At 69.9% G+C, this 17,919-nt stretch carries 21 protein-coding genes; 5 read left to right on the top strand and 16 right to left on the bottom strand.

The window, feature by feature from the left end; translation table 11 throughout:
• Positions 1-260 precede the first annotated feature (260 nt).
• The gene (gene hemL / locus ON29_RS26205) at positions 261-1,580 is read right to left on the bottom strand and encodes a glutamate-1-semialdehyde 2,1-aminomutase (RefSeq protein ID WP_373283921.1); all 1,320 of its coding nucleotides are present in this window, start codon (positions 1,578-1,580) and stop codon (positions 261-263) included.
• A gap of 192 nt (positions 1,581-1,772) precedes the next feature.
• Between hemL and ON29_RS26210 the strand changes: the two genes are divergently transcribed.
• Positions 1,773-2,159, top strand: coding sequence for a hypothetical protein (locus ON29_RS26210; RefSeq protein ID WP_040870371.1), 387 nt, complete (start codon positions 1,773-1,775; stop codon positions 2,157-2,159).
• 22 nt (positions 2,160-2,181) lie between these two features.
• Here the strand turns inward: ON29_RS26210 and ON29_RS26215 are convergent, their stop codons facing one another.
• From ON29_RS26215 to hemB, 6 genes are all read right to left on the bottom strand, one after another.
• Entirely contained in the window at positions 2,182-2,403 is a 222-nt protein-coding gene (locus ON29_RS26215) for a hypothetical protein (RefSeq protein WP_157172905.1), read from the bottom strand.
• Positions 2,404-2,572: 169 nt separating this feature from the next.
• Complete coding sequence (locus tag ON29_RS26220) at positions 2,573-2,803, bottom strand: hypothetical protein (protein WP_157172906.1); 231 nt, start codon at positions 2,801-2,803, stop codon at positions 2,573-2,575.
• A gap of 57 nt (positions 2,804-2,860) precedes the next feature.
• Positions 2,861-3,121: a hypothetical protein gene (locus tag ON29_RS26225; RefSeq protein ID WP_040870376.1), complete on the bottom strand. Its 261-nt coding sequence runs from the start codon at positions 3,119-3,121 to the stop codon at positions 2,861-2,863.
• Positions 3,118-3,600, bottom strand: a complete 483-nt coding sequence (gene mce1N, locus ON29_RS26230; RefSeq protein ID WP_040870378.1) for a transport-regulating membrane protein Mce1N — start codon at positions 3,598-3,600, stop codon at positions 3,118-3,120. Before mce1N ends, ON29_RS26225 begins: the two co-directional genes overlap by 4 nt.
• A gap of 315 nt (positions 3,601-3,915) precedes the next feature.
• Positions 3,916-4,431 carry a hypothetical protein gene (locus ON29_RS26235; RefSeq protein ID WP_040870470.1) on the bottom strand — a complete coding sequence of 172 codons (516 nt, stop codon included), beginning with the start codon at positions 4,429-4,431 and terminating at the stop codon, positions 3,916-3,918.
• A gap of 5 nt (positions 4,432-4,436) precedes the next feature.
• Positions 4,437-5,414, bottom strand: a complete 978-nt coding sequence (gene hemB, locus ON29_RS26240) for a porphobilinogen synthase (protein ID WP_040870379.1) — start codon at positions 5,412-5,414, stop codon at positions 4,437-4,439.
• A 182-nt stretch (positions 5,415-5,596) separates the two neighbouring features.
• Between hemB and ON29_RS26245 the strand changes: the two genes are divergently transcribed.
• From ON29_RS26245 to ON29_RS26255, 3 genes are all read left to right on the top strand, one after another.
• Positions 5,597-6,382 (top strand): hypothetical protein, encoded by a 786-nt coding sequence (locus ON29_RS26245; protein WP_040870380.1) that lies wholly within the window; start codon positions 5,597-5,599, stop codon positions 6,380-6,382.
• A 45-nt stretch (positions 6,383-6,427) separates the two neighbouring features.
• Positions 6,428-7,237: a tetratricopeptide repeat protein gene (locus ON29_RS34025; protein ID WP_051175596.1), complete on the top strand. Its 810-nt coding sequence runs from the start codon at positions 6,428-6,430 to the stop codon at positions 7,235-7,237.
• A 115-nt stretch (positions 7,238-7,352) separates the two neighbouring features.
• Entirely contained in the window at positions 7,353-7,625 is a 273-nt protein-coding gene (locus ON29_RS26255; protein ID WP_040870381.1) for a hypothetical protein, read from the top strand.
• Between the two features lie 528 nt (positions 7,626-8,153).
• Here ON29_RS26255 and ON29_RS26260 read toward each other — a convergent pair.
• The 5 genes from ON29_RS26260 to ON29_RS26280 all read right to left on the bottom strand — a co-directional run bounded on the left by ON29_RS26260 (position 8,154) and on the right by ON29_RS26280 (position 13,688).
• On the bottom strand, positions 8,154-9,716 hold the full coding sequence (locus ON29_RS26260; RefSeq protein WP_040870383.1) for a bifunctional uroporphyrinogen-III C-methyltransferase/uroporphyrinogen-III synthase: 1,563 nt from the start codon (positions 9,714-9,716) through the stop codon (positions 8,154-8,156).
• Between the two features lie 61 nt (positions 9,717-9,777).
• Positions 9,778-10,833 (bottom strand): hydroxymethylbilane synthase, encoded by a 1,056-nt coding sequence (gene hemC, locus ON29_RS26265; protein WP_040870385.1) that lies wholly within the window; start codon positions 10,831-10,833, stop codon positions 9,778-9,780.
• Positions 10,830-12,272 carry a glutamyl-tRNA reductase gene (locus ON29_RS26270; protein WP_040870387.1) on the bottom strand — a complete coding sequence of 481 codons (1,443 nt, stop codon included), beginning with the start codon at positions 12,270-12,272 and terminating at the stop codon, positions 10,830-10,832. Before ON29_RS26270 ends, hemC begins: the two co-directional genes overlap by 4 nt.
• 70 nt (positions 12,273-12,342) lie before the next feature.
• Entirely contained in the window at positions 12,343-13,188 is an 846-nt protein-coding gene (locus ON29_RS26275) for a redox-sensing transcriptional repressor Rex (RefSeq protein ID WP_040870389.1), read from the bottom strand.
• A gap of 239 nt (positions 13,189-13,427) precedes the next feature.
• Positions 13,428-13,688, bottom strand: coding sequence for a glutaredoxin family protein (locus tag ON29_RS26280; RefSeq protein ID WP_040870390.1), 261 nt, complete (start codon positions 13,686-13,688; stop codon positions 13,428-13,430).
• Positions 13,689-13,910: 222 nt separating this feature from the next.
• Between ON29_RS26280 and ON29_RS26285 the strand changes: the two genes are divergently transcribed.
• Complete coding sequence (locus ON29_RS26285) at positions 13,911-14,855, top strand: HAD family hydrolase (protein ID WP_051175609.1); 945 nt, start codon at positions 13,911-13,913, stop codon at positions 14,853-14,855.
• A 6-nt stretch (positions 14,856-14,861) separates the two neighbouring features.
• Here the strand turns inward: ON29_RS26285 and ON29_RS26290 are convergent, their stop codons facing one another.
• From ON29_RS26290 to ON29_RS26300, 4 genes are all read right to left on the bottom strand, one after another.
• The gene (locus ON29_RS26290; protein WP_040870392.1) at positions 14,862-15,869 is read right to left on the bottom strand and encodes a lysophospholipid acyltransferase family protein; all 1,008 of its coding nucleotides are present in this window, start codon (positions 15,867-15,869) and stop codon (positions 14,862-14,864) included.
• Positions 15,866-16,939, bottom strand: a complete 1,074-nt coding sequence (locus ON29_RS26295) for an NAD-dependent epimerase/dehydratase family protein (protein ID WP_051175610.1) — start codon at positions 16,937-16,939, stop codon at positions 15,866-15,868. The genes ON29_RS26290 and ON29_RS26295 overlap by 4 nt, the downstream gene beginning before the upstream one ends.
• A gap of 208 nt (positions 16,940-17,147) precedes the next feature.
• The gene (locus ON29_RS35050; RefSeq protein ID WP_003402602.1) at positions 17,148-17,249 is read right to left on the bottom strand and encodes a 30S ribosomal protein bS22; all 102 of its coding nucleotides are present in this window, start codon (positions 17,247-17,249) and stop codon (positions 17,148-17,150) included.
• 226 nt (positions 17,250-17,475) lie between these two features.
• On the bottom strand, positions 17,476-17,778 hold the full coding sequence (locus tag ON29_RS26300; RefSeq protein ID WP_371855955.1) for a helix-turn-helix domain-containing protein: 303 nt from the start codon (positions 17,776-17,778) through the stop codon (positions 17,476-17,478).
• Between the last annotated feature and the right edge of the window lie 141 nt (positions 17,779-17,919).

Below are 17,919 nucleotides of genomic sequence, written 5' to 3' on the forward strand. Positions count from 1 at the left end.
TTCTCCCCCGGCCTGCGACGTCGTCCCCGCGGACGCGGCGAAGTGAGCGCCCGCGTCGACCAGGCTGGATGCCACGGGCTCGGTGGTCGCGGACCGGGTCGCGGCGGCGAACTGCTCACCCGCGTCGATCACGGTCGCCTCCGCGACCGGGTCGACGACCGATGCGACGGCGACCGCGCCGTTGGTCGCGGTCACGTCCGGCTCGGCGGACGGCTTGGCCGGCTCGCGCCGGTCGGCATCGGGCTGATCGAGGTCGGAGGTCACGCGCGGGATCCTTCGGGGGTGGCGGCCGCCGCCGCGTGCGCGGCGGCGGGCAGGGCGGCAGCGATACGGTCGAACGCGTCCTCGTCGAGCGCCGCGGAGACGAACCACGCTTCGAACGCGCTCGGCGGCGCGTACACGCCACCGTCGAGCAGGGCGTGGAAGAACGCGGGGTAGCGCCAGGTCTCGCTCGCCTTGGCGGCGGCGTAATCGGTGACCGGGCGTTCGGCGAAGAACACGCTCACCATATTGCCTGCGAATTGCACCTGGTGCCCGACCCCCGCGGCACTCAGCGCCGAGCCGAACAGCTCGCCGAGCCGCTGCGCGTTGCGGTCGAGTGCGGCGTAGACCGCGTCGTCGGCCGCCCGCAGCGTGGCGAGGCCTGCGGCCACCGCGACCGGGTTACCGGACAGCGTGCCCGCCTGGTAGACCAGGCCGAGCGGCGCGAGGTGGTTCATGATCTCGGCGCGTCCGCCGAACGCGGCCGCAGGCAGTCCGCCGCTCATCACCTTGCCGAAGGTGTAGAGATCGCCCGCGACGCCTTCCCGGCCGAACCAGCCCGCACTGCTGACCCGGAAGCCGGTCATCACCTCGTCCATGACGAGCAGCGCACCGTGCTCGGTGGTGAGCGCGCGCAGGCCCGCGTTGAAGCCGGGCAGCGGCGCGACGGCGCCCATGTTGCCCGCCGCCGCCTCGGTGATCACGCAGGCGATCTCGCCGGGGTTCGCGGCGAAGGCGGCGGCGACGGCGTCGAGGTCGTTGTAGGGCAGCACGATGGTGTCGGCCGCCTGCGCGCCCGTCACCCCCGGTGAGGTGGGCAGCCCGAGCGTGGCGACACCCGAGCCCGCGTCGGCGAGCAGCGCGTCGACGTGACCGTGATAACAACCGGCGAACTTGATGATCTTGGTCCGGCCGGTGTAGCCGCGGGCCAGCCGGACCGCGCTCATGGTTGCCTCGGTGCCGGAGTTCACCAGCCGGACCCGCTCCACCGGCGTGACCCGGCGCACGATCGCCTCGGCGAGTTCGATCTCGGCTTCGGTCGGCGCACCGAAGGACAGGCCGCCGCTCGCCGCGCGGCGCACCGCCTCGACGACCGCGGGGTGCGCGTGGCCGAGGATCATCGGCCCCCAGGAACAAACCAGGTCGACGTACTCGTTGCCGTCGGCGTCGACGAGCGTGCAGCCGGCGGCCGAGGCGATGAATCGCGGTGTGCCGCCGACGGATCGAAATGCCCGCACCGGAGAGTTGACGCCCCCCGGAATCACCGAACTCGCCCGGTCGAAGAGCTGAGCGGAAACCGGCACGGTCGCACTGGTCACGCGCGGAGAAGAACTCACGCGTTCCAGTCTCGCAGCACCGGAAAATCGGTTCGACGACAGGGTGTAGTGCAGTGATGCAGGCCGCAGCCGCCTGGCAACACGCCGAGGTGAGGTTCACGCGAAATTCGATCGCTGGACGGTTGCCGGTGCGTAGTCTCAGCTCACATTCGTCCATCGTTCGGGAGGGTCTGCATGCGGATTGCCATCGTCAGCGTGGGTGTGCTCGCCGTCGTCGCGGGAGCCGCCGTGACTCTCGGGGCCGGGTCCGCCGCCGCGCAGCCGTTCGATCAACTCGATCAGGCGCGGCTGGCCGTCCCGCTGGACCACACGGCGACCACCATGCTGGCAGGCGGACCGATCCCGGCGCTGGTCACCATGGTCGTCCCGCCGAACCGGATCGGCGCCGGGCTGAAGGACGACTCGGCGATCTACCGCGACGATCGCGGCGCGGTGCACGCCACCTTGCGCCAAGTGGTCTTGGAGGCCGCGGGCCATCCGGACGGGACGGTCACCGTCTATCTCAATGCTCCCGGCGCCCGCAACGGCCGGGTGCTGGACATCTACCAGCACTGGAACTGAAGCGGGCGCCGCGACGCCGCCGTCAGGCGTACATGCACGGGACCTGCGCCGACATGGTGTGCAGGAAGCACATGAACCCGTTGTAGGGGCCCGCCGAACCCGTATCCGGCACGAGAATCGGCGCGTCGACCGGGTTCGCGTCCTCCAGGGGCAATCCCGGGTTCGCGCCCGCGGGCGCGGCCCCGAGTCCGAGGGCGGCGGCCACGGCAAACGCGGCACAGATCTTCAGGGCGAACCGGTTCATCAAACACTTTCCTTCATTGACGCGCGTTCCAACTACCGCCGAAATACTAACGGCCCCAGAGCCATTCCAGCCAAAGCGCACAGTCGGCAGGCGTCGGGCCGCGGACGGAGCGCGGGTGCACGGTAACTCGCTCGCGCGCCGTCCGCAGCGGTTCGCAGGCACTCCGTGGCTACGTCAGGCCCAGGCAGAACTTGGCGAACCCGGTGGTCACCAGGCACGCCAACGGCGTGGGTAGCAAATGCAGCAACGGTGCGGGCGGAGTGGCGGCGAAGACCGGTGTCACCGGAACAGGCGTTCCGGGAACGGCTTCGGCGGACGCGGTGACGGGTACGGCCGCGGCCGCGCCGATCACACCGGCCGCCACCGCACCGAAAAGTGTTCGCTGGACAGTTGGTTTCATGTCCGTGGCGTTCCCGCGTTCCGCGAGGTCAAACGGCCGCAAATGGACTCGCGCCGATCAGCCGCCGGTCGCGGCGCCACGGCGACCGCGCCACAGACGGGCCACGGCGTCGATGGCGAGCACACCGGCCACCGCGACGAGCAACGTGGCCAGCAGCCACCAAGGGCCCGCGTAGCGGGTGGCGGTGAAACCCGGGGCGTCGCCGGCCGCCGCGAAGTCGGTGGTGCGCACGCCTGCGCGCGCGCTCAGCGCCGCCGCGATCAGGGCGAGCACGAACAGATCCAGTTCCACGAGCACCGCGACGATCCAGCGCCTCAACGGTCGACTCCGTCCGAACTGCGCTGGACGGCTTCGGTCAACGCCGTTCGCAGCGCCTTGTGGTCTCTGGCCCATGCCTGCACCAGGCCGCCGTCGGCCAGCCGCAGCCCGATGCCGGTGCGGCGGCGGGGCACCCCGCTCAGCTCGCCGAGCGCCCTGGCCGACTCCCACTCCTCGTCGTCCCAGGAATCCTCGTCGCGCTCGGGAAGCACCTCCGCGATCGAGTCCAGCGGTAGCGACTCGGTGCCCGACCGCAGCGTCTCCTCGGTGAGCTCGACACTGACGTGCCGCTTGCCCGCGACCACCTGCAGGGCGACGAAACCCGCGATCAGCGCGGCGCAGAACACCAGGGCGAACCAGTGCACGGCACCGCCCGTGGCGAATTCGAGGACGAGAACGGCCAGGCACAGGATCGGGCCGTAGGCCACCGCGCGCCAGCGGGCGCCCGGTTCGGCGAACAAGACGGCGGCAGCGGTCACGCCGGGCCTCCCGCGGCAGCGCGCGCCGACACGGCGAGAAGTGAGATCAGCGACTCAGGCCGGGCAGCAACAGCACGGCGACGGTCAACACGGCGAACAGGATCAACAGGCTCAAGACGGCCAGATCCCGCCGAATGCTGTGCGGCTGCTGGATCACCACTCGCATCGATGCCTCCGATCCTCCGGAGCCATCTGCCGAGTTCCCGCACGGAATACACGACAACGCATGACAAACGACTACCGGTTCCCACGTCCACTGTGACAACCCTCACCATACATGCCGGACTGTCTCGGACAAATTGGGAACGTGTTGCATCAGCGCCCGCCCGGCTGGAAGTAGGCGGTGGAATCGGGCCGGTGGGACAGATAGATGGCGCCCACCGCCAGCACCGCCTGCACGATGGACGCGCCGCCCGCGACGAGCGAAGCCGTCCCGGCCACCGCGTCGATCGCCAGCAGCGCGCCGACGCCGATCACCACCACCCACGCGCCGAGCACCGTCAGCACGGTGCGCGCCCACGGCTTGCCACGCCCGAACTGGTGCACGATCACCGCCGCCAGCGCCGCGACGCCCAGCCCGATCAGCACCACGACGACGTAGACCAGCGACACCATCAATTCCGCGCTGGCCATCGTGACCTGTGGATCCTGCACCCTGGCCTGCTCGAAGACCTCTTCGGCGAACGTGCGCCGCTGATCCAGCGCGGCGACGATCGAGGCGATCAACTGCACGACGCCGAATCCGATCACACCCCACCACAGCTGCCGCGCGGTACCGACATCCTCCGGCATCGGGGGCCGGGCCGGGCCCGCGGCGAACGGTCCCGCCATGTTCGTCACGACAGCCAGTTCGCGGCCTCGGTCGCCCAGTAGGTGAGCACGATATCCGCGCCCGCGCGGCGGATACTCATCAGTGACTCGAGGACGGCGCCACGGCGGTCGATCCAGCCGCGCTCGGCGGCGGCGGTGATCATCGCGTACTCACCGGATATCTGATAGGCGGCGACCGGGACCGTCGTGCGATCGGCGACCTCGCGCAGGATGTCCAGATACGACATGGCCGGCTTCACCATGACGATGTCCGCACCCTCGGCCAGGTCCAATTCCAGTTCGCGGATCGCCTCGCGGCGATTGGCCGGGTCCTGCTGGTAGGTGCGCCGGTCGCCTTCCAGCGAGGAGCCGACGGCCTCCCGGAACGGGCCGTAGAACGCCGAGGCGTATTTCGCGGAGTAGGCCAGGATGCCGGTGTCGATGCGTCCGGCCGCGTCCAGGCCGCGCCGGATCGCGCCGACCTGGCCGTCCATCATGCCGCTGGTACCGAGCAGGTCGGCGCCCGCCTCGGCCTGGGCCAGCGCCATCTCGACGTAGCGGTCCAGCGTCGCGTCGTTGTCGACCGCGCCGTCGGCGGCGAGCACGCCGCAGTGGCCGTGGTCGGTGAACTCGTCCAGGCAGGTGTCCGCCATGACCACGGTCGAGTCGCCCACCTCGTCGGCGAGCGCGCGCAGGCCGCGGTTGAGAATGCCGCGCGGGTCGCTGGCGGCGCTGCCGACGGCGTCCTTGTCCTCCGGGCGCGGCACCCCGAAGAGCATGATGCCGCCCACACCGGCCGTGACGGCCTCGACGGCCGTCTTGCGCAGCGAGTCCAGCGAGTGCTGCACCACGCCCGGCATGGAGCCGATCGGGCGCGGTTCCGCCAAGCCGTCGGCCACGAACATCGGTAGTACCAATTGTCGTGGTTCGAGTGTCGTTTCGGCCACGAGACGACGCAAAGCCGGGGTGCGGCGCAACCGCCGTGGGCGGTCCATTCCGGTCATGAATCGCACGATACGCCCGGCGTGATCGGCTGTCGCGAGCGCCCGTCGCCCGCTTTCGGCCCCCGGCCCGTTACGCGGCGATCGGCCATGTCATCCGACTGATAACGGTGTGTGAAATCACACCTCGCACCGCGCGCGGAGGCGCATACTCCGACTAGGGGCGAGACCCGCTGGGGGACAGCATGACCGATCCGCACATCGACATCTCGCTGGCCAGAGCCGCCGACTTCGAGTCGTGGGTGGCGGTACTGCTGTCGGACTGGTGGCCGGTACTGACCGACGGTCTGCCCCCGCCCGCGGCCGCTCTGCGAACCTGGCGCGCCACCGACGCCACGGGGCAGAACTTCAGCGTGGAGTTCCTCGCCCGGCAATCGGCCGCGTCCGGGGTGATGCCCTGCGCGCACGTCGCCTTTCCCAGCCTCGGTATCCGTCCCGACGAGCACGAGTGGGTGCGCAGCCGGGGCACGCACCTGGTCGGCGGCACCGAGGACGCCACGGTCCAGCTGCGGTTCTCCGAGACCACCCGCAGCGTCTTCCTGCGCTTGCAGAGCAGGCCGTGCCGGGTGCTGGAAGAGGCGGGCCGGCTGCTGCGCCCCGGGGCGGAAATCAGCCTGCGGTTCCCCTGCACCACTTCGGGGCCGCTCGACGTGCGGGTGGCCCGCAACAGCGCACGGCACTTGCTGGCCGAGCACAGCGCACGCCATGCCACCCCCGCCGACCCCTTGCAGCTCGGTCCGCCGCAGCGGGTCGCCGACATCGGCTGGGCCTTCATCTTCCCGTGGTCGACCACATCCTGGTACCTCGACGGCTCCGTTCCCACACTTCCGCCGGGCAGCCGCGGGCCGATCGTGGTCGTCAAGGACACCGGACACACCTGGCTACTGGACAGCCTTCGCAACTACGACGCGCAGCTGGCCGAGTACGCGCGGGCGAACGGGTACCGCGCCCCGCTCCAACAGGCGCGATGATGGACAGCGTGGATTCCGCGGAGTCTCGCGAGGCGGGGTGCTGAGATGACCGAGCGACCGAGCGAGGTCGAACTGCTCGCCATGCAACGACGCGCCGAAGCGCTGTGGGACGCGGGCGACGCGGCGGGCGCCGAACACTGGCTGCGCCGGGCCGCCGCGGGTGGCAGCGCGCCCGCCATGGGAATGCTCGGCGCCCTGCTGGGGGCCGACGGCCGGATCGGCGAGGGGATCAGCTGGCTGGAGACCGCCGCCGCGCGCGGCAACGAGGCGGCGGGGATGCAGCTGGGCCTGCTGCACACCGAGCGCGGAAATCTGGACGAGGCCGAGCGCTGGCTGCGCCCCGCGGCCGAGCGGGGCTTGCCCGAAGCCCTCTGCAACATGGGCGTACTCGCGAATCGGCGCGGCCGCGACGAAGAGGCCGAGCAGTGGTACGAACGAGCGGTTCGTGCCGGAAACCCGACGGCTATGCGCAGCCTGGGCCTGTACCTGGCGCGTCGCGGCGAATTCGACCGTGCGATCGACCTGCTCACCGAGGCCGCGCGCCGCGGAAGAACCGATGCGATGGCGGTGCTCGGCGCGCTGCACCTGGACCGTGGCGACCGAACCGAGGGTGAGCGGTGGCTACGCACGGGCGCCGAAGCGGGTGACCCCGACTCGATGTTCCATCTCGCACTATTCCTTCGCGCGGCCAACTCGCCTTACCTGGCAGGCGATTTCGCCGACCCCGAGGTGCTGCGAACCGCCGCCGCCATCGCGACCGGCCGCACACCGGCGCAGCGGGAAGCTCGGCGGTGGCTGGAACGCGCGGCCGCGCTGGGCCATCCGCAGTCGCTGCGGCTATTGCACGATCTGTGAGCCGCTGGCCGAGTGAAAGCCCTTGTGGCCTGCGAACTTTGTCGGTGTCCCCAGGTAGAATCGAAGGTACGTTCGAGGGGGCTTCCGGCCCCCGATCGCTACGGGAGGGATGCCAATGCGCACACCGCAAACCGTTCTCATCGATCGCCCCTATGCCCCGCTGGAGAAGCGCAGGCTGCCCGCGGGCCGTCCGCGGGCGTGGTATGTCCTGCACAACCGGCGACTGAAGGCGATGCGCCTGGCGATCGCGCTGCTCGACTCCGGCGTCTACGCCCCGAGTTATGCCACGAACAAGCGAATCAGGCACACCGCCGAGGTGATCGGCATCCGGCCTCCGTCCGACGCCACCTGCTCCATGGTCCGCACCTTGATGCGCAAGCGGTACTGAGCGCCGATCACTCGATCGGTTCGCGGTCGCGAAGCCACGTCGCGCTTGACGCAGTGCGTATTCGCGACCGCGAACCAACGGAGGGCGGCCGGGGTAGATGCCCTGTTCGTCCACCCGCGGGCCGACAAGGATCATGACGAGCGCAGAGGTGTACAGGCCACTCGGGCGCACGACCGTCCAGTCGGGTTCGGTTCCTGTGAGCAGGGATATCACGAGGCCGGGAATTCCTCGGAGCCACAGTCAGCGAACAGCGCGAGCCCACATCACGACGCAGGTCGTAACGCGCCGACGCCGCATCGACCACCTGGCCTGCGTACCCGGCAGCGAGCCCGAGACCGAGCATCGCCCCTTGCGGCCCAGGGCGTAAACGCGGCCGCCGACTGGGACCGCCCTCCGCACCCAGAACGGCGAGCTCCGATCCGCAGCGGTCGTCCTTACGCACCCAGCGCACCCCAACCACGTCTTTCGAGCGAAGCGAGACCGAGCATGTTCCGTTCGCGGCCCGAAGGCGCGGCAAAATAAACACAGCTACCTACTGCGGCGGCTCTTCTTCCGCGGAGGCGGCAGGAGGCCTTCGGCGCGCAGCCGGGCCGCGTGCTCGGCCAGCGCTTCGACCAGGGGACCGACCTGGGCCACCTCGGGCTGCACGTCCACGCGCAGGCCGAATTCGATGGCGGTCTCAGCGGTCTTGGGGCCGATGCACGCCACGATGGTGCGCGCGTGCGGCTTGCCCGCGATGCCCACCAGGTTGCGCACCGTGGAGGACGAGGTGAACAGGACCGCGTCGAAGCCGCCGGTCTTGATCATCTCGCGGGTCTCCGCGGGCGGCGGCGAGGCGCGCACCGTGCGGTAGGCCGTCACGTCATCGATCTCCCAGCCGCGGTCGCGCAGGCCCTCGGCCAGCGTCTCGGTGGCGATGTCGGCGCGCGGCAGCAGCACCCGGTTCACCGGGTCGAACACGTCGTCGTAGGGCGGGAAGTCGGCCAGCAGCCCCTCGGAGGACTGCTCGCCGCTGGGCACCAGCTCCGGGTTGATGCCGAACGACCGCACCTTCTCCGCGGTGGCCTCGCCGACGCAGGCGATCTTCACGCCGGAGAACGCCCGCGCGTCCAGGCCGAACTCGGCGAACTTCTCCCAGACCGCGCGCACCGCGTTGGTCGAGGTGAACACCACCCACTGGTAGCGCCCGTCGACCAAACCCTTGACCGCGCGCTCCATCTGGGCGGGGCTGCGCGGTGGCTCGACCGCGATGGTCGGCACCTCCATCGGGATGGCGCCGTGCGTGACGAGCCGTTCGCTCATCTCCGCGGCCTGATCCTTGGTGCGCGGCACCAGCACGGTCCAGCCGTACAGCGCGCGCGACTCCCACCAGGACATCTTCGACCGGTGCGCGACCACCTTGCCGATGGTCACCACCAGCGGGCCGACCAGTTCCGAGGCCGCGCTGTTCAGCGTGGCCAGGGTGGCTTCGATGGTGCGCTGCTGACGGGTGGTGCCCCGCACCGTCACCGCGACCGGGGTCTGCGGCGCCATGCCGTGCTCGACGAGGGCGCTCGCGGTCTCGGCGAGATGCCCGGAGGTCGCGTGCAGCACGAGCGGGCCGGGGGCGGCCGCGAGCGCGGCCCAGTCGACCTCGCCGCGCACGTCCGCCTCGGTGTGCCCGGAACCCAGTGCGATGCCCGCGTAGCTGGGCACCGCGGAGCCGTTGGGCAGGCCGGGCAGCACCTCGAAGACCATGTGCGACCTGGTGACGGCGTTGACTTCGGCGATCACCGAGTCGGTGGTCAGTGGGTCGCCCGCGACCACGCGCACCACGTCGTGCCCGGCGCGCGCTTCGGCGATCAGTGTCTTGGCCACCTCGGCGGGCTCGCCGAGCGCGGGCCGCACGTCGACGGGACGTTCCCCGTCCGGCCCCGGCTCGACCGAGGTGCCGATCAGGGCGAGCACGCCCTTGTCGACGTCCGGGTCGGTGAACGCCAGCGTCGCCCGCCCGATCACCTCACGAGCCCGGACGGTGAGCAGCGCCGGGTCACCAGGACCTGATCCGACGAAAAGGATGCGACCGGGGTGCTTCTTCGTGGCTCGGCTCATGCCTGCACCTCGCTTGCGCTCGGCTCCGGCATACCCGAGGGCACGGTGCCTGTGCTTCCGCTCATCGGCTGTTCTCCATTGGGCTGGGGTTGGGCAAGTCTGTGGCGGGCGAACTCACCGCCCGGGCGGGGGAACCGTCGTCCGGTTCGGCGGCGAGCAACTCGCGCGCACCCATGTCGAGCAATTCGCGGGCAAGCGCACGGCCGAGTTGCTCCGCGTCGGCCGGCGCGCCGACCACCGAGGCACGCAGCACGGCGGATCCGTCGACGGCCGCCGCGCAGGCGCGCAACGACAGCTCGTCCACGATCCGCCCGTCGTCGTCGAGCGATTCGACCACTTCGGCGAGCGCGCCGATCGGCGCGGTGCAGCCCGCCTCCAGCTCGGCCAGCAGCGACCGCTCCGCTACGACCGACGCGCGGGTGGCCGCGTCGTCCAGTCCGGAGAGGATCTCCACCAGCGCGGCGTGGTCGCTGCGGCATTCCACCGCGAGCGCGCCCTGAGCGGGCGCCGACAGCATCTGCACCGGCTCCAAAGCCTCGGTGACCGCGTCCAGCCGGTCGATGCGAGCCAGTCCGGCTCTGGCCACCACCACGGCGTCCAGTTCGCCCTCGCTGACCTTGCGCAGCCGGGTGTCCAGGTTGCCGCGCAGCGGAACGACGTCGAGGCCGAGGCCGAGCGCTCGCAGCTGCGCCGCGCGGCGTGGCGCGGAGGTGCCGACCTTGGCACCGGCGGGCAGCTCGCCGAGCACCAGCCCGCCGCGTGCGACCAGGGCGTCGCGCGGGTCCTCCCTGGGCGGGATGGCGGCGATGGTGAAGCGCGGGTCCTGCGCGGTGGGCAGATCCTTGTATGAGTGCACGGCGATGTCGATCGCGCCCGCCGCCAGCTCGTCGCGGAGCGCGGAGGTGAACACGCCGACGCCGATCTGCTGCACCGGGTCCGACGACAGGTCGCCAGCGGTCTTGATGACGACGAGCTCGGCCGGCTGCCCGGCCGCGATCAGCGCGTCGCGCACCGTGCCGGCCTGGGTGAGCGCGAGCAGGCTCCCCCGGGTGCCGATCCGCCACGGGGGACGGGTGCCCTCCGCGGTCGCCTTGTCTTCTCGCTGCACCATGGTCATGCCGTCTGCCCCTGTTCCTCGCCGCGATGGCCTGCGGTGAAGTCGTCGGCCAGCGCGATCTCCGCGTCGGCCGCTGTGATCTCCGCATGATCTCCGGCGAGCGCGGTGATCTCCATCGGCGCGGCGACCGCTTGGGCCGCACCTGGTTTGAGTTCGAACAATTCGCGCAGCGCTTCGGCGTAGCTGTCGCCGCCCGGCGTGGACGCGAGCTGCTTCACCCGCACCGTCGGCGCGTGCAGCAGCTTGTCGACCACCCGGCGCACCGTGCGCGCGACCTCGTCACGTTCCGGGTCGGCCAGGCCGGGCAACCGCGAATCCAGCCGCAGCAGCTCGGCTTCGACCACCTCCGCGGCGCGCTGGCGCAGCGCCGCCACCGTCGGGGTGACCTCTGCCATCCGCTGACCGGCAAGGTATTTGGCCAATTCGTCGGCCACGATCGACCGCGCGGCCGCGGTGTCGTCGGCGGCGGCGCCCGCAGCCGGATCGCGTTGCAATGTCTCGATATCGATGAGCGTGACGCCGGGCAGTCCGGCGACGGCGTGCTCGACATCGCGCGGCAAGCCGAGATCGCAGAACACCAACGGCCGCTCCACGGTGGCGAATTCCTCGCCGCGCTCGCGCTCGGTGAGCGCGCGGTGGGTGTCGGCGAGCGTCACGACCGTGCCGACCGCACCGGTGCAGGTGACCACCACGTCGGACGCGGCCATCGCCTCGGTGAGCCGCGACAGCTCCATGGCCTCGGCCTCGACGCCGTGCGTTCGCGCGGTCTCGGCGAGTCTGCGCGCCCGCGCGAGAGTGCGGTTCACCACGATGATCCGGCCGATCCCGGCGCGCGAGAGATGCGCGACCGCGAGACCGCCCATGGCGCCCGCTCCGACCACCGCGGCGGTCCGTCCGGCCAGCGGGCCGAGTACCTGCTGCGCGCGATCGAGCGCCACCGAAACCACCGACGCGCCCGCGCGATCGATGCCGGTTTCGGCGTGCACCCGCTTGCCGACCCGCAGCGCGTGCTGGGCCAGTTCGTGCAGGGTCCGTCCGACCGCCTGCTGCGCGTCGGCGGAGGCGTAGGCGCCGCGGATCTGGCTGAGCACCTGCTGCTCGCCGACCACCATCGAGTCCAGTCCGCTGGCCACGGCGAACAGATGCTCGGCGGCGGCCTCGGAGTAACGGACGTAGGCGTGCTTGGTCAGATCGGGCATCGGCAGGCCGGAATGCTTGGTCAGCAGGTCACCGATCTCGGCGAGGCCGCCGTGGAAGGCGTCGACCACCGCGTAGACCTCCACCCGGTTGCAGGTGGAGACGATCATCGCCTCGGACACGTGGCTGGAGGAGATCAGGCGGTCGATCAGTTTCGGCCGGTCGGCATCGGTGACGGCCACCTTCTCCAGGACCGGAACCGGGGCGCTGCGATGCGAGATGCCGACGAGGAGAACGCTCATGCCGCCACCATCCCGGCACGGGCGGGGCACACCGCCGTGCTGTGCTGCATGATTCGCTCGCTGCGCTCACTCATGGTGTGACCACCGATCCCTTGCTGCTTGGCTCCGTTGCCGTATGCGAGGTTGCCGTATGCGGGGTTGCCGAGTGCTGGAGCGCCGGGTGCGCGGGCGCCGCGTGCGGCGCGGGCAGACGGTGCGCGATGCGCCCCGACCCGGCGTGCGCGACCTCCGGCAGCGGAGGCTGCTCGGCGTTGCGCACCCGTTCGAACGAGAGCATCTGCATCTCGACGGCCAGGTCGACGCGACGGACCTCGACCGCCGCCGGTGCGACCAGCTCGCAGGGGGCGAAGCTCAGAATCGACTGCAGTCCGGACGCGACGAGCCGGTCGCACACATCCTGGGCGGCATCGTCGGGCACGGTGATGACCGCGATAGTCGGCTTCAGATCGGCGACCGCGGCGGGCAACTCGGTGACATCACGCACCACCAGGCCCGCGACCGGTATGCCGATCACGCCGGGGTCGCTGTCGAAAATGCCGACCACCGTGAAACCGCGCCGCCGGAATCCGCCGTAGCCGACCAGGGCGCGGCCCAGGTTCCCCGCGCCGACCAGCACGACACGGTGGCCCTGGGACAGGCCGAGGACGCCCTCGATCCGGGCGCGGAGCTTGGCCACGTCGTAGCCGACGCCGCGAACTCCATTGGGGCCGAGGAAGGACAGATCCTTGCGCAATTTGGCCGAATTGACACCCGCCGCGACAGCCAGTTCCTCACTAGATACGATGGCAACACCGTCGTCGGCCAACATGGCGAGGACCCGGAGGTAGGTAGCCAGTCGCGCGACGGTGGCCTGCGGGATGTCCTTCTGCAGAGCCCTGCCGGAGACGCCACCCGGCGCCTCATGCTGCTCTGTCACGTCGTCGGCTCCTCGTCCCGGGCCTCGGGCTCCGGTTCGTCGCTCGACCCCGCTGACCCGGGGGCGGTCCGGTGCCATGGTGTCGAAGTTTCGGATTTCGGGGCGGCTCCGCAGCCTCGGCATGCGGGTCGCGTGCCACCACCGTAACTGCTTGTGAAGCCCTGCACAAAGTCGGTGAAATTGGCCTCATTTTCCGCCGCGACCAGCGCAGCGGCCGAATCGGACGGAAAACCGGGTACTCAGCGCTTCAGGTCAGCCCGTAATCGGGTCTCGTCGACATCGAAATAGCTGTGTTCGCGGCCGTCGAGCAGAACGACGGGAAGCCGGTCGCCGTACTCCGCCCGCAGGCCAGGGTCGGTGGCGGCGGCTTCGTCGACGTCGACGGTCTCCGGTTCGATACCGAATTCGGCGCAGATCACGCTCAGCTGACGCAGTGCCGTCGCACACAGCCCGCACCCCGCGCGAGTCAGCAATGTCACCGAATGTGTGTGATTGGTCATGACCGAAATTTAATCCGGGGCCGAACACCGCGAGGGCTCGGTGTGCGCCACGCGAATGTGTCGCGCGCCGCCTTCTGCCGTGACTGTCGCATGATCCGGCTACTGTTGACATGGTTCGCGCGACGGGCGGAGGTACTGGTGCCGGAACGATCGAAGGTGGCGAGGGCCGGATTCATCGCGGGACGATTCGGTGAGTTTCCGGCGCGGTGGAATCTGAGCCAGATGGGCCAGGGTCTGCAAGACCAGCTCGCCCGCATCTCGCGCAGCCCCTTCGGCCCGAGTGAAGAGGAATTGCGGGCCAATCTGGCCGGTGAGGCGAGCGCCGACGCGGCGCTGACCCTGCACGACGCGGAACTCGCCGCGGGCGAGGCGGAGGCCGGCCTCGAGGCGCCGCGCGACCTGACCGCGGCGGCGTTCTTCGACGTCGACAACACCATGGTGCAGGGCGCGTCCATCGTGCATTTCGCCCGCGGTCTGGCGGCGCGCAAGTACTTCAAGACCTCCGATCTGGTGGACGTCGCCTGGAAACAGGTGAAATTCCGGGTCACCGGCAAGGAGAGCAGCACCGATATGGCCAGCGGCAAGGAGAAGGCGCTGGCGTTCATCGCCGGGCGCTCGACCGCCGAACTGGCCGCGCTGGGCGAGGAGATCTACGACGAGATCATCGCCGACAAGATCTGGCCCGGCACTCGCGCGCTCGCGCAGATGCATCTGGACGCGGGCCAGCAGGTGTGGCTGGTGACCGCGACCCCGGTGGAGCTGGCGCAGGTGATCGCCAAGCGGCTCGGCCTCACCGGAGCGCTGGGCACCGTGGCCGAAAGCGTGGACGGCACGTTCACCGGGCGGCTGGTCGGCGACATCCTGCACGGCCTGGGCAAAGCGCACGCGGTGCGCACCCTGGCGATCCGCGAGGGCCTGAACCTCAAGCGCTGCACCGCGTATTCCGACAGCCACAACGACGTGCCGATGCTCTCGCTGGTCGGCACCGCCGTGGCGATCAACCCGGACTCGGACCTACGCGAAGTCGCCAAGAACCGCGGCTGGGAGATCCGCGACTTCCGCACCGGCCGCAAGGCCGCGAAGATCGGCGTGCCCACCGCCCTCGCCCTCGGCGCGGCAGGTGGCGCCGTCGCCGCCGCCGTAACCCGCCGCCGCGACGACCACTAGCAACCCCTACCCGGTGAAGACGTTGCGGCGCTTGGTGAGCAGCTTGTAGAGCGTCTGCTGGATGGTCTCGCGTACCTGGTCGGTGACCTCGAACATGGTCATCGGGTCGTCGGCGGCCTCCGGCTCGTAAGGCGTTGTCGGGACGGGAGTGCCGAATTCGATGTACCACTTGGACGGCAGCGGTACCGCGCCCAGCGGGCCCAGGTGCGGGAACAGCGGCGTCACCGGGAAGTACGGGAGGCCGAGCAACCGGGCCAGCGGCTTGAGATCGGCCAGCTTCGGGTAGATCTCCTCGGAGCCGACGATCGAGCACGGGATGATCGGCACGCCGGTGCGCACCGCCGCGGCGACGAAGCCGCCCCGGCCGAAGCGTTGCAGCTTGTAGCGATCGGTGTACTGCTTGCCGACGCCCTTGAATCCTTCCGGGAACACGCCGGTCAACTCGCCGGAGCGCAGCAGTCGTTCGGCATCCTCCCGGCAGGCCAGGGTGTGGCCCGCGCGGCGCGCCAGCACACCGAGCACCGGTGTCTCGAAGATCAGGTCGGCCGCCAGCAAGCGCAGCGCGCGCTGCTTGGGGTGCCGGTCGTGCACGGCCAGCTGCAGCATCAGGCCGTCCAGCGGCACGGTGCCCGCGTGGTTGGCCACGATCAGCGCGCCGCCCGCCTCCGGCAGATTTTCGATTCCACTGACCTCCACCCGGAACCACAGGTCCGACAGCGGGCGCAGGGCGGGCAGGATGACCGACTCGAGCAGGTGCTCGTCGAACCCGAATTCGTCGACCTCGTAGTCGCCGGTGAGCCTGCGGCGCGCGAAGTCCGCGGTCTTGGAGATCTGCTTGCCGAGCGCGCCGCGCAGCATCCCGGACAGCGATTGCGGCGCGGCGGGCGTCACCGCCGCGCGCCGCTCGACCAGCGAGGTCACCGGACTCGGAGCGGCCAGGCGGCGTGGCGCCGGACGCTGGCGCGTCTCGATCTGAAGATCGTGGAGTTGGATGACTTTCGCTACGTCATTCATTGGTGTGCTCCCGTACCGGCCCCGAGCAGGCCGAGCAGTTTGTGTTCTGCGGCGTCGATCCACGCTGGATCGACTACGGGCCGCAACGCTGCGCCCCCGATGAAGTCGTCGAACGCCTGCACCGTCGTCCAGCGCGGCTCGAACTCGAGCTCGGTGCGCATGCGCGTGGTGTCCAGGCCACAGCCGAAGTGGAAATAGTCGAGCTGTTCGGCGGAGAACTCCCGCATCACCGGGCCCATGAGGAAGCGACCCGCGGTGCGGAACATCGTGAAGGGAACGGGCAACTCGATCCGGCCCGCCCGCCGGACCGCCTGCGACAGCGACAGCGCGCCGTCACCCGCGATGTTATACGTGCCACTGACCGTGCGCCGTGCCGCATGGGTGAGCGCGGCCACCGCGTCCTCCTCGTGTAACAGCTGCATCCTGGCGTCGCGGCCGAATACGGTCGGAGTCACCGGCGAACGCAGATATTGCGCACCGCGGGCGGCCAGCCGCGGGCCGACGATCGGTGCGAATCGCAAAATCGACGTGGCGATATCGGGACGCCGCCGGGCGAGGCCGCGAACATAACCCTCTATATCGATCATGTCGCGTGCGAACCCGCCGCGCGGTGGCGTGCGAGCGCTCATTTCCTCGCTGAATTTCGCGGGATCCTTCGCACTGCACCCGTACACCGCCGACGAGGAGCGCAGCACCACCCGGCGCACCGAAGCCACCTTCTGGCACACCGCGAACAACTGCATCGCACCGAGGACGTTGTGATCCTTCATCACCGGGCGACCGCCGCCAGCGGGCGGGCGGGTCAGCAGGGCGGCGTGCACCACGGTGTCCACCTCAGCACCATCGATCACCTTACGGATCAACGGGTTTCGGATGTCCGCTCGCACGAATTCGGCGCGGCCCATGCGCCGCTGCAACTCTCGGCCGGGGGTCATCGTGTCGACGGCGAGAATGCGCTCGATCCCGGCATCCTGGGCGAGGCGTGCGACAACCGTGCCGCCGAAGAAGCGGCTGGCTCCAGTGACCAGCACGACCTTCGGCGCGTGTCCTTCCCGACCCTCAGAACCCACCGGCACCCTTTCCCTTGCCAGCCCGCCCTTGTGATTATTCCCAGTGCCCAGGGTAGCGGCTGCCTACCGCTCACCGAGAGTATTAACCAGGATCTAACGATGACTTCAGTCACTTGATACAAATGGCGATTCCAAAATTTCAAATTTCAAACAAAAGGGCCCGTCACCTATTGGTGACGGGCCCCTCGCAGCTAACACGCAGCGATGCCTACTTGCCGAGTTTGCGCCGCTGGACACGCGTGCGGCGAAGCAGCTTGCGGTGCTTCTTCTTCGACATGCGCTTGCGGCGCTTCTTGATCACAGAACCCATAGGGTTGTCCTCGCGTTCTCTCTACTCGGCGCGCACGCTGCCCGTGCGCGATTGCCGGACGTCCGTCCGCCCCGGCCCCGGCCGACGGGCCGGGGTCGCTGGGCAAGCTCACGCCCCGTGTTCGCGCCGCCGGATACCACGAGGCAACGAACAGCGATGCCACCGGCGGGCGAACACGAACCGAGGATCTATCGTACCGGCACGCCCCGCTGGTCTCGAAACCGCCTCATCCGGCGTCGAAATAGGACGTTTCCAGATAGTCGTGTACCGCCTTGGCGTGCACCCGGAACGATCGGCCGACGCGCACGGCGGGCAACTCGCCCGAGTGCACCAGCCGGTAGACCGTCATCTTGGACACCCGCATCAGACTCGCCACTTCCGCGACGGTGAGAAACTGGGTGCCGCCGCCGAGCACGGATTGCCCCTGCGTCGCGGCCTCACGCTGAGTACGGGAATTCCCCCGACCGCCCGCGGGACCGGAGCCGCCGGACGCTCCGGAATTCGCAGACATCTTGTTCGCAGACATCATTGCACCATTGACCTCCGGCACGTCCGCGCCACCGGCTTCCCCACCGGCGGAACAGACACGCACGTGCTCCTTGAAGCTTAGCGGGACCAGTGGTGTTACTGCGACGGGAGTGAGAAATCGGGTTTTCCGATTTCATACAGA

The sequence above is a fragment of the Nocardia exalbida NBRC 100660 genome (assembly GCF_000308575.1).
GTDB lineage: Bacteria > Actinomycetota > Actinomycetes > Mycobacteriales > Mycobacteriaceae > Nocardia > Nocardia exalbida.

Bases quoted from the DNA above. Each gene is read 5' to 3' on its own strand.
- hemB (WP_040870379.1), bottom strand. From the start codon at position 5,414: ATGACCGGAATGGACCGCCCACGGCGGTTGCGCCGCACCCCGGCTTTG.
- hemC (WP_040870385.1), bottom strand. From the start codon at position 10,833: ATGACCATGGTGCAGCGAGAAGACAAGGCGACCGCGGAGGGCACCCGT.
- ON29_RS35050 (WP_003402602.1), bottom strand. From the start codon at position 17,249: ATGGGTTCTGTGATCAAGAAGCGCCGCAAGCGCATGTCGAAGAAGAAG.
- ON29_RS26290 (WP_040870392.1), bottom strand. From the start codon at position 15,869: ATGAATGACGTAGCGAAAGTCATCCAACTCCACGATCTTCAGATCGAG.
- ON29_RS26260 (WP_040870383.1), bottom strand. From the start codon at position 9,716: ATGAGCCGAGCCACGAAGAAGCACCCCGGTCGCATCCTTTTCGTCGGA.
- ON29_RS34025 (WP_051175596.1), top strand. From the start codon at position 6,428: ATGACCGAGCGACCGAGCGAGGTCGAACTGCTCGCCATGCAACGACGC.
- ON29_RS26220 (WP_157172906.1), bottom strand. From the start codon at position 2,803: ATGAAACCAACTGTCCAGCGAACACTTTTCGGTGCGGTGGCGGCCGGT.
- ON29_RS26300 (WP_371855955.1), bottom strand. From the start codon at position 17,778: ATGATGTCTGCGAACAAGATGTCTGCGAATTCCGGAGCGTCCGGCGGC.
- ON29_RS26280 (WP_040870390.1), bottom strand. From the start codon at position 13,688: ATGACCAATCACACACATTCGGTGACATTGCTGACTCGCGCGGGGTGC.
- ON29_RS26210 (WP_040870371.1), top strand. From the start codon at position 1,773: ATGCGGATTGCCATCGTCAGCGTGGGTGTGCTCGCCGTCGTCGCGGGA.
- ON29_RS26235 (WP_040870470.1), bottom strand. From the start codon at position 4,431: ATGGCGGGACCGTTCGCCGCGGGCCCGGCCCGGCCCCCGATGCCGGAG.
- ON29_RS26285 (WP_051175609.1), top strand. From the start codon at position 13,911: ATGGGCCAGGGTCTGCAAGACCAGCTCGCCCGCATCTCGCGCAGCCCC.
- ON29_RS26215 (WP_157172905.1), bottom strand. From the start codon at position 2,403: ATGAACCGGTTCGCCCTGAAGATCTGTGCCGCGTTTGCCGTGGCCGCC.
- ON29_RS26270 (WP_040870387.1), bottom strand. From the start codon at position 12,272: ATGAGCGTTCTCCTCGTCGGCATCTCGCATCGCAGCGCCCCGGTTCCG.
- ON29_RS26255 (WP_040870381.1), top strand. From the start codon at position 7,353: ATGCGCACACCGCAAACCGTTCTCATCGATCGCCCCTATGCCCCGCTG.
- ON29_RS26245 (WP_040870380.1), top strand. From the start codon at position 5,597: ATGACCGATCCGCACATCGACATCTCGCTGGCCAGAGCCGCCGACTTC.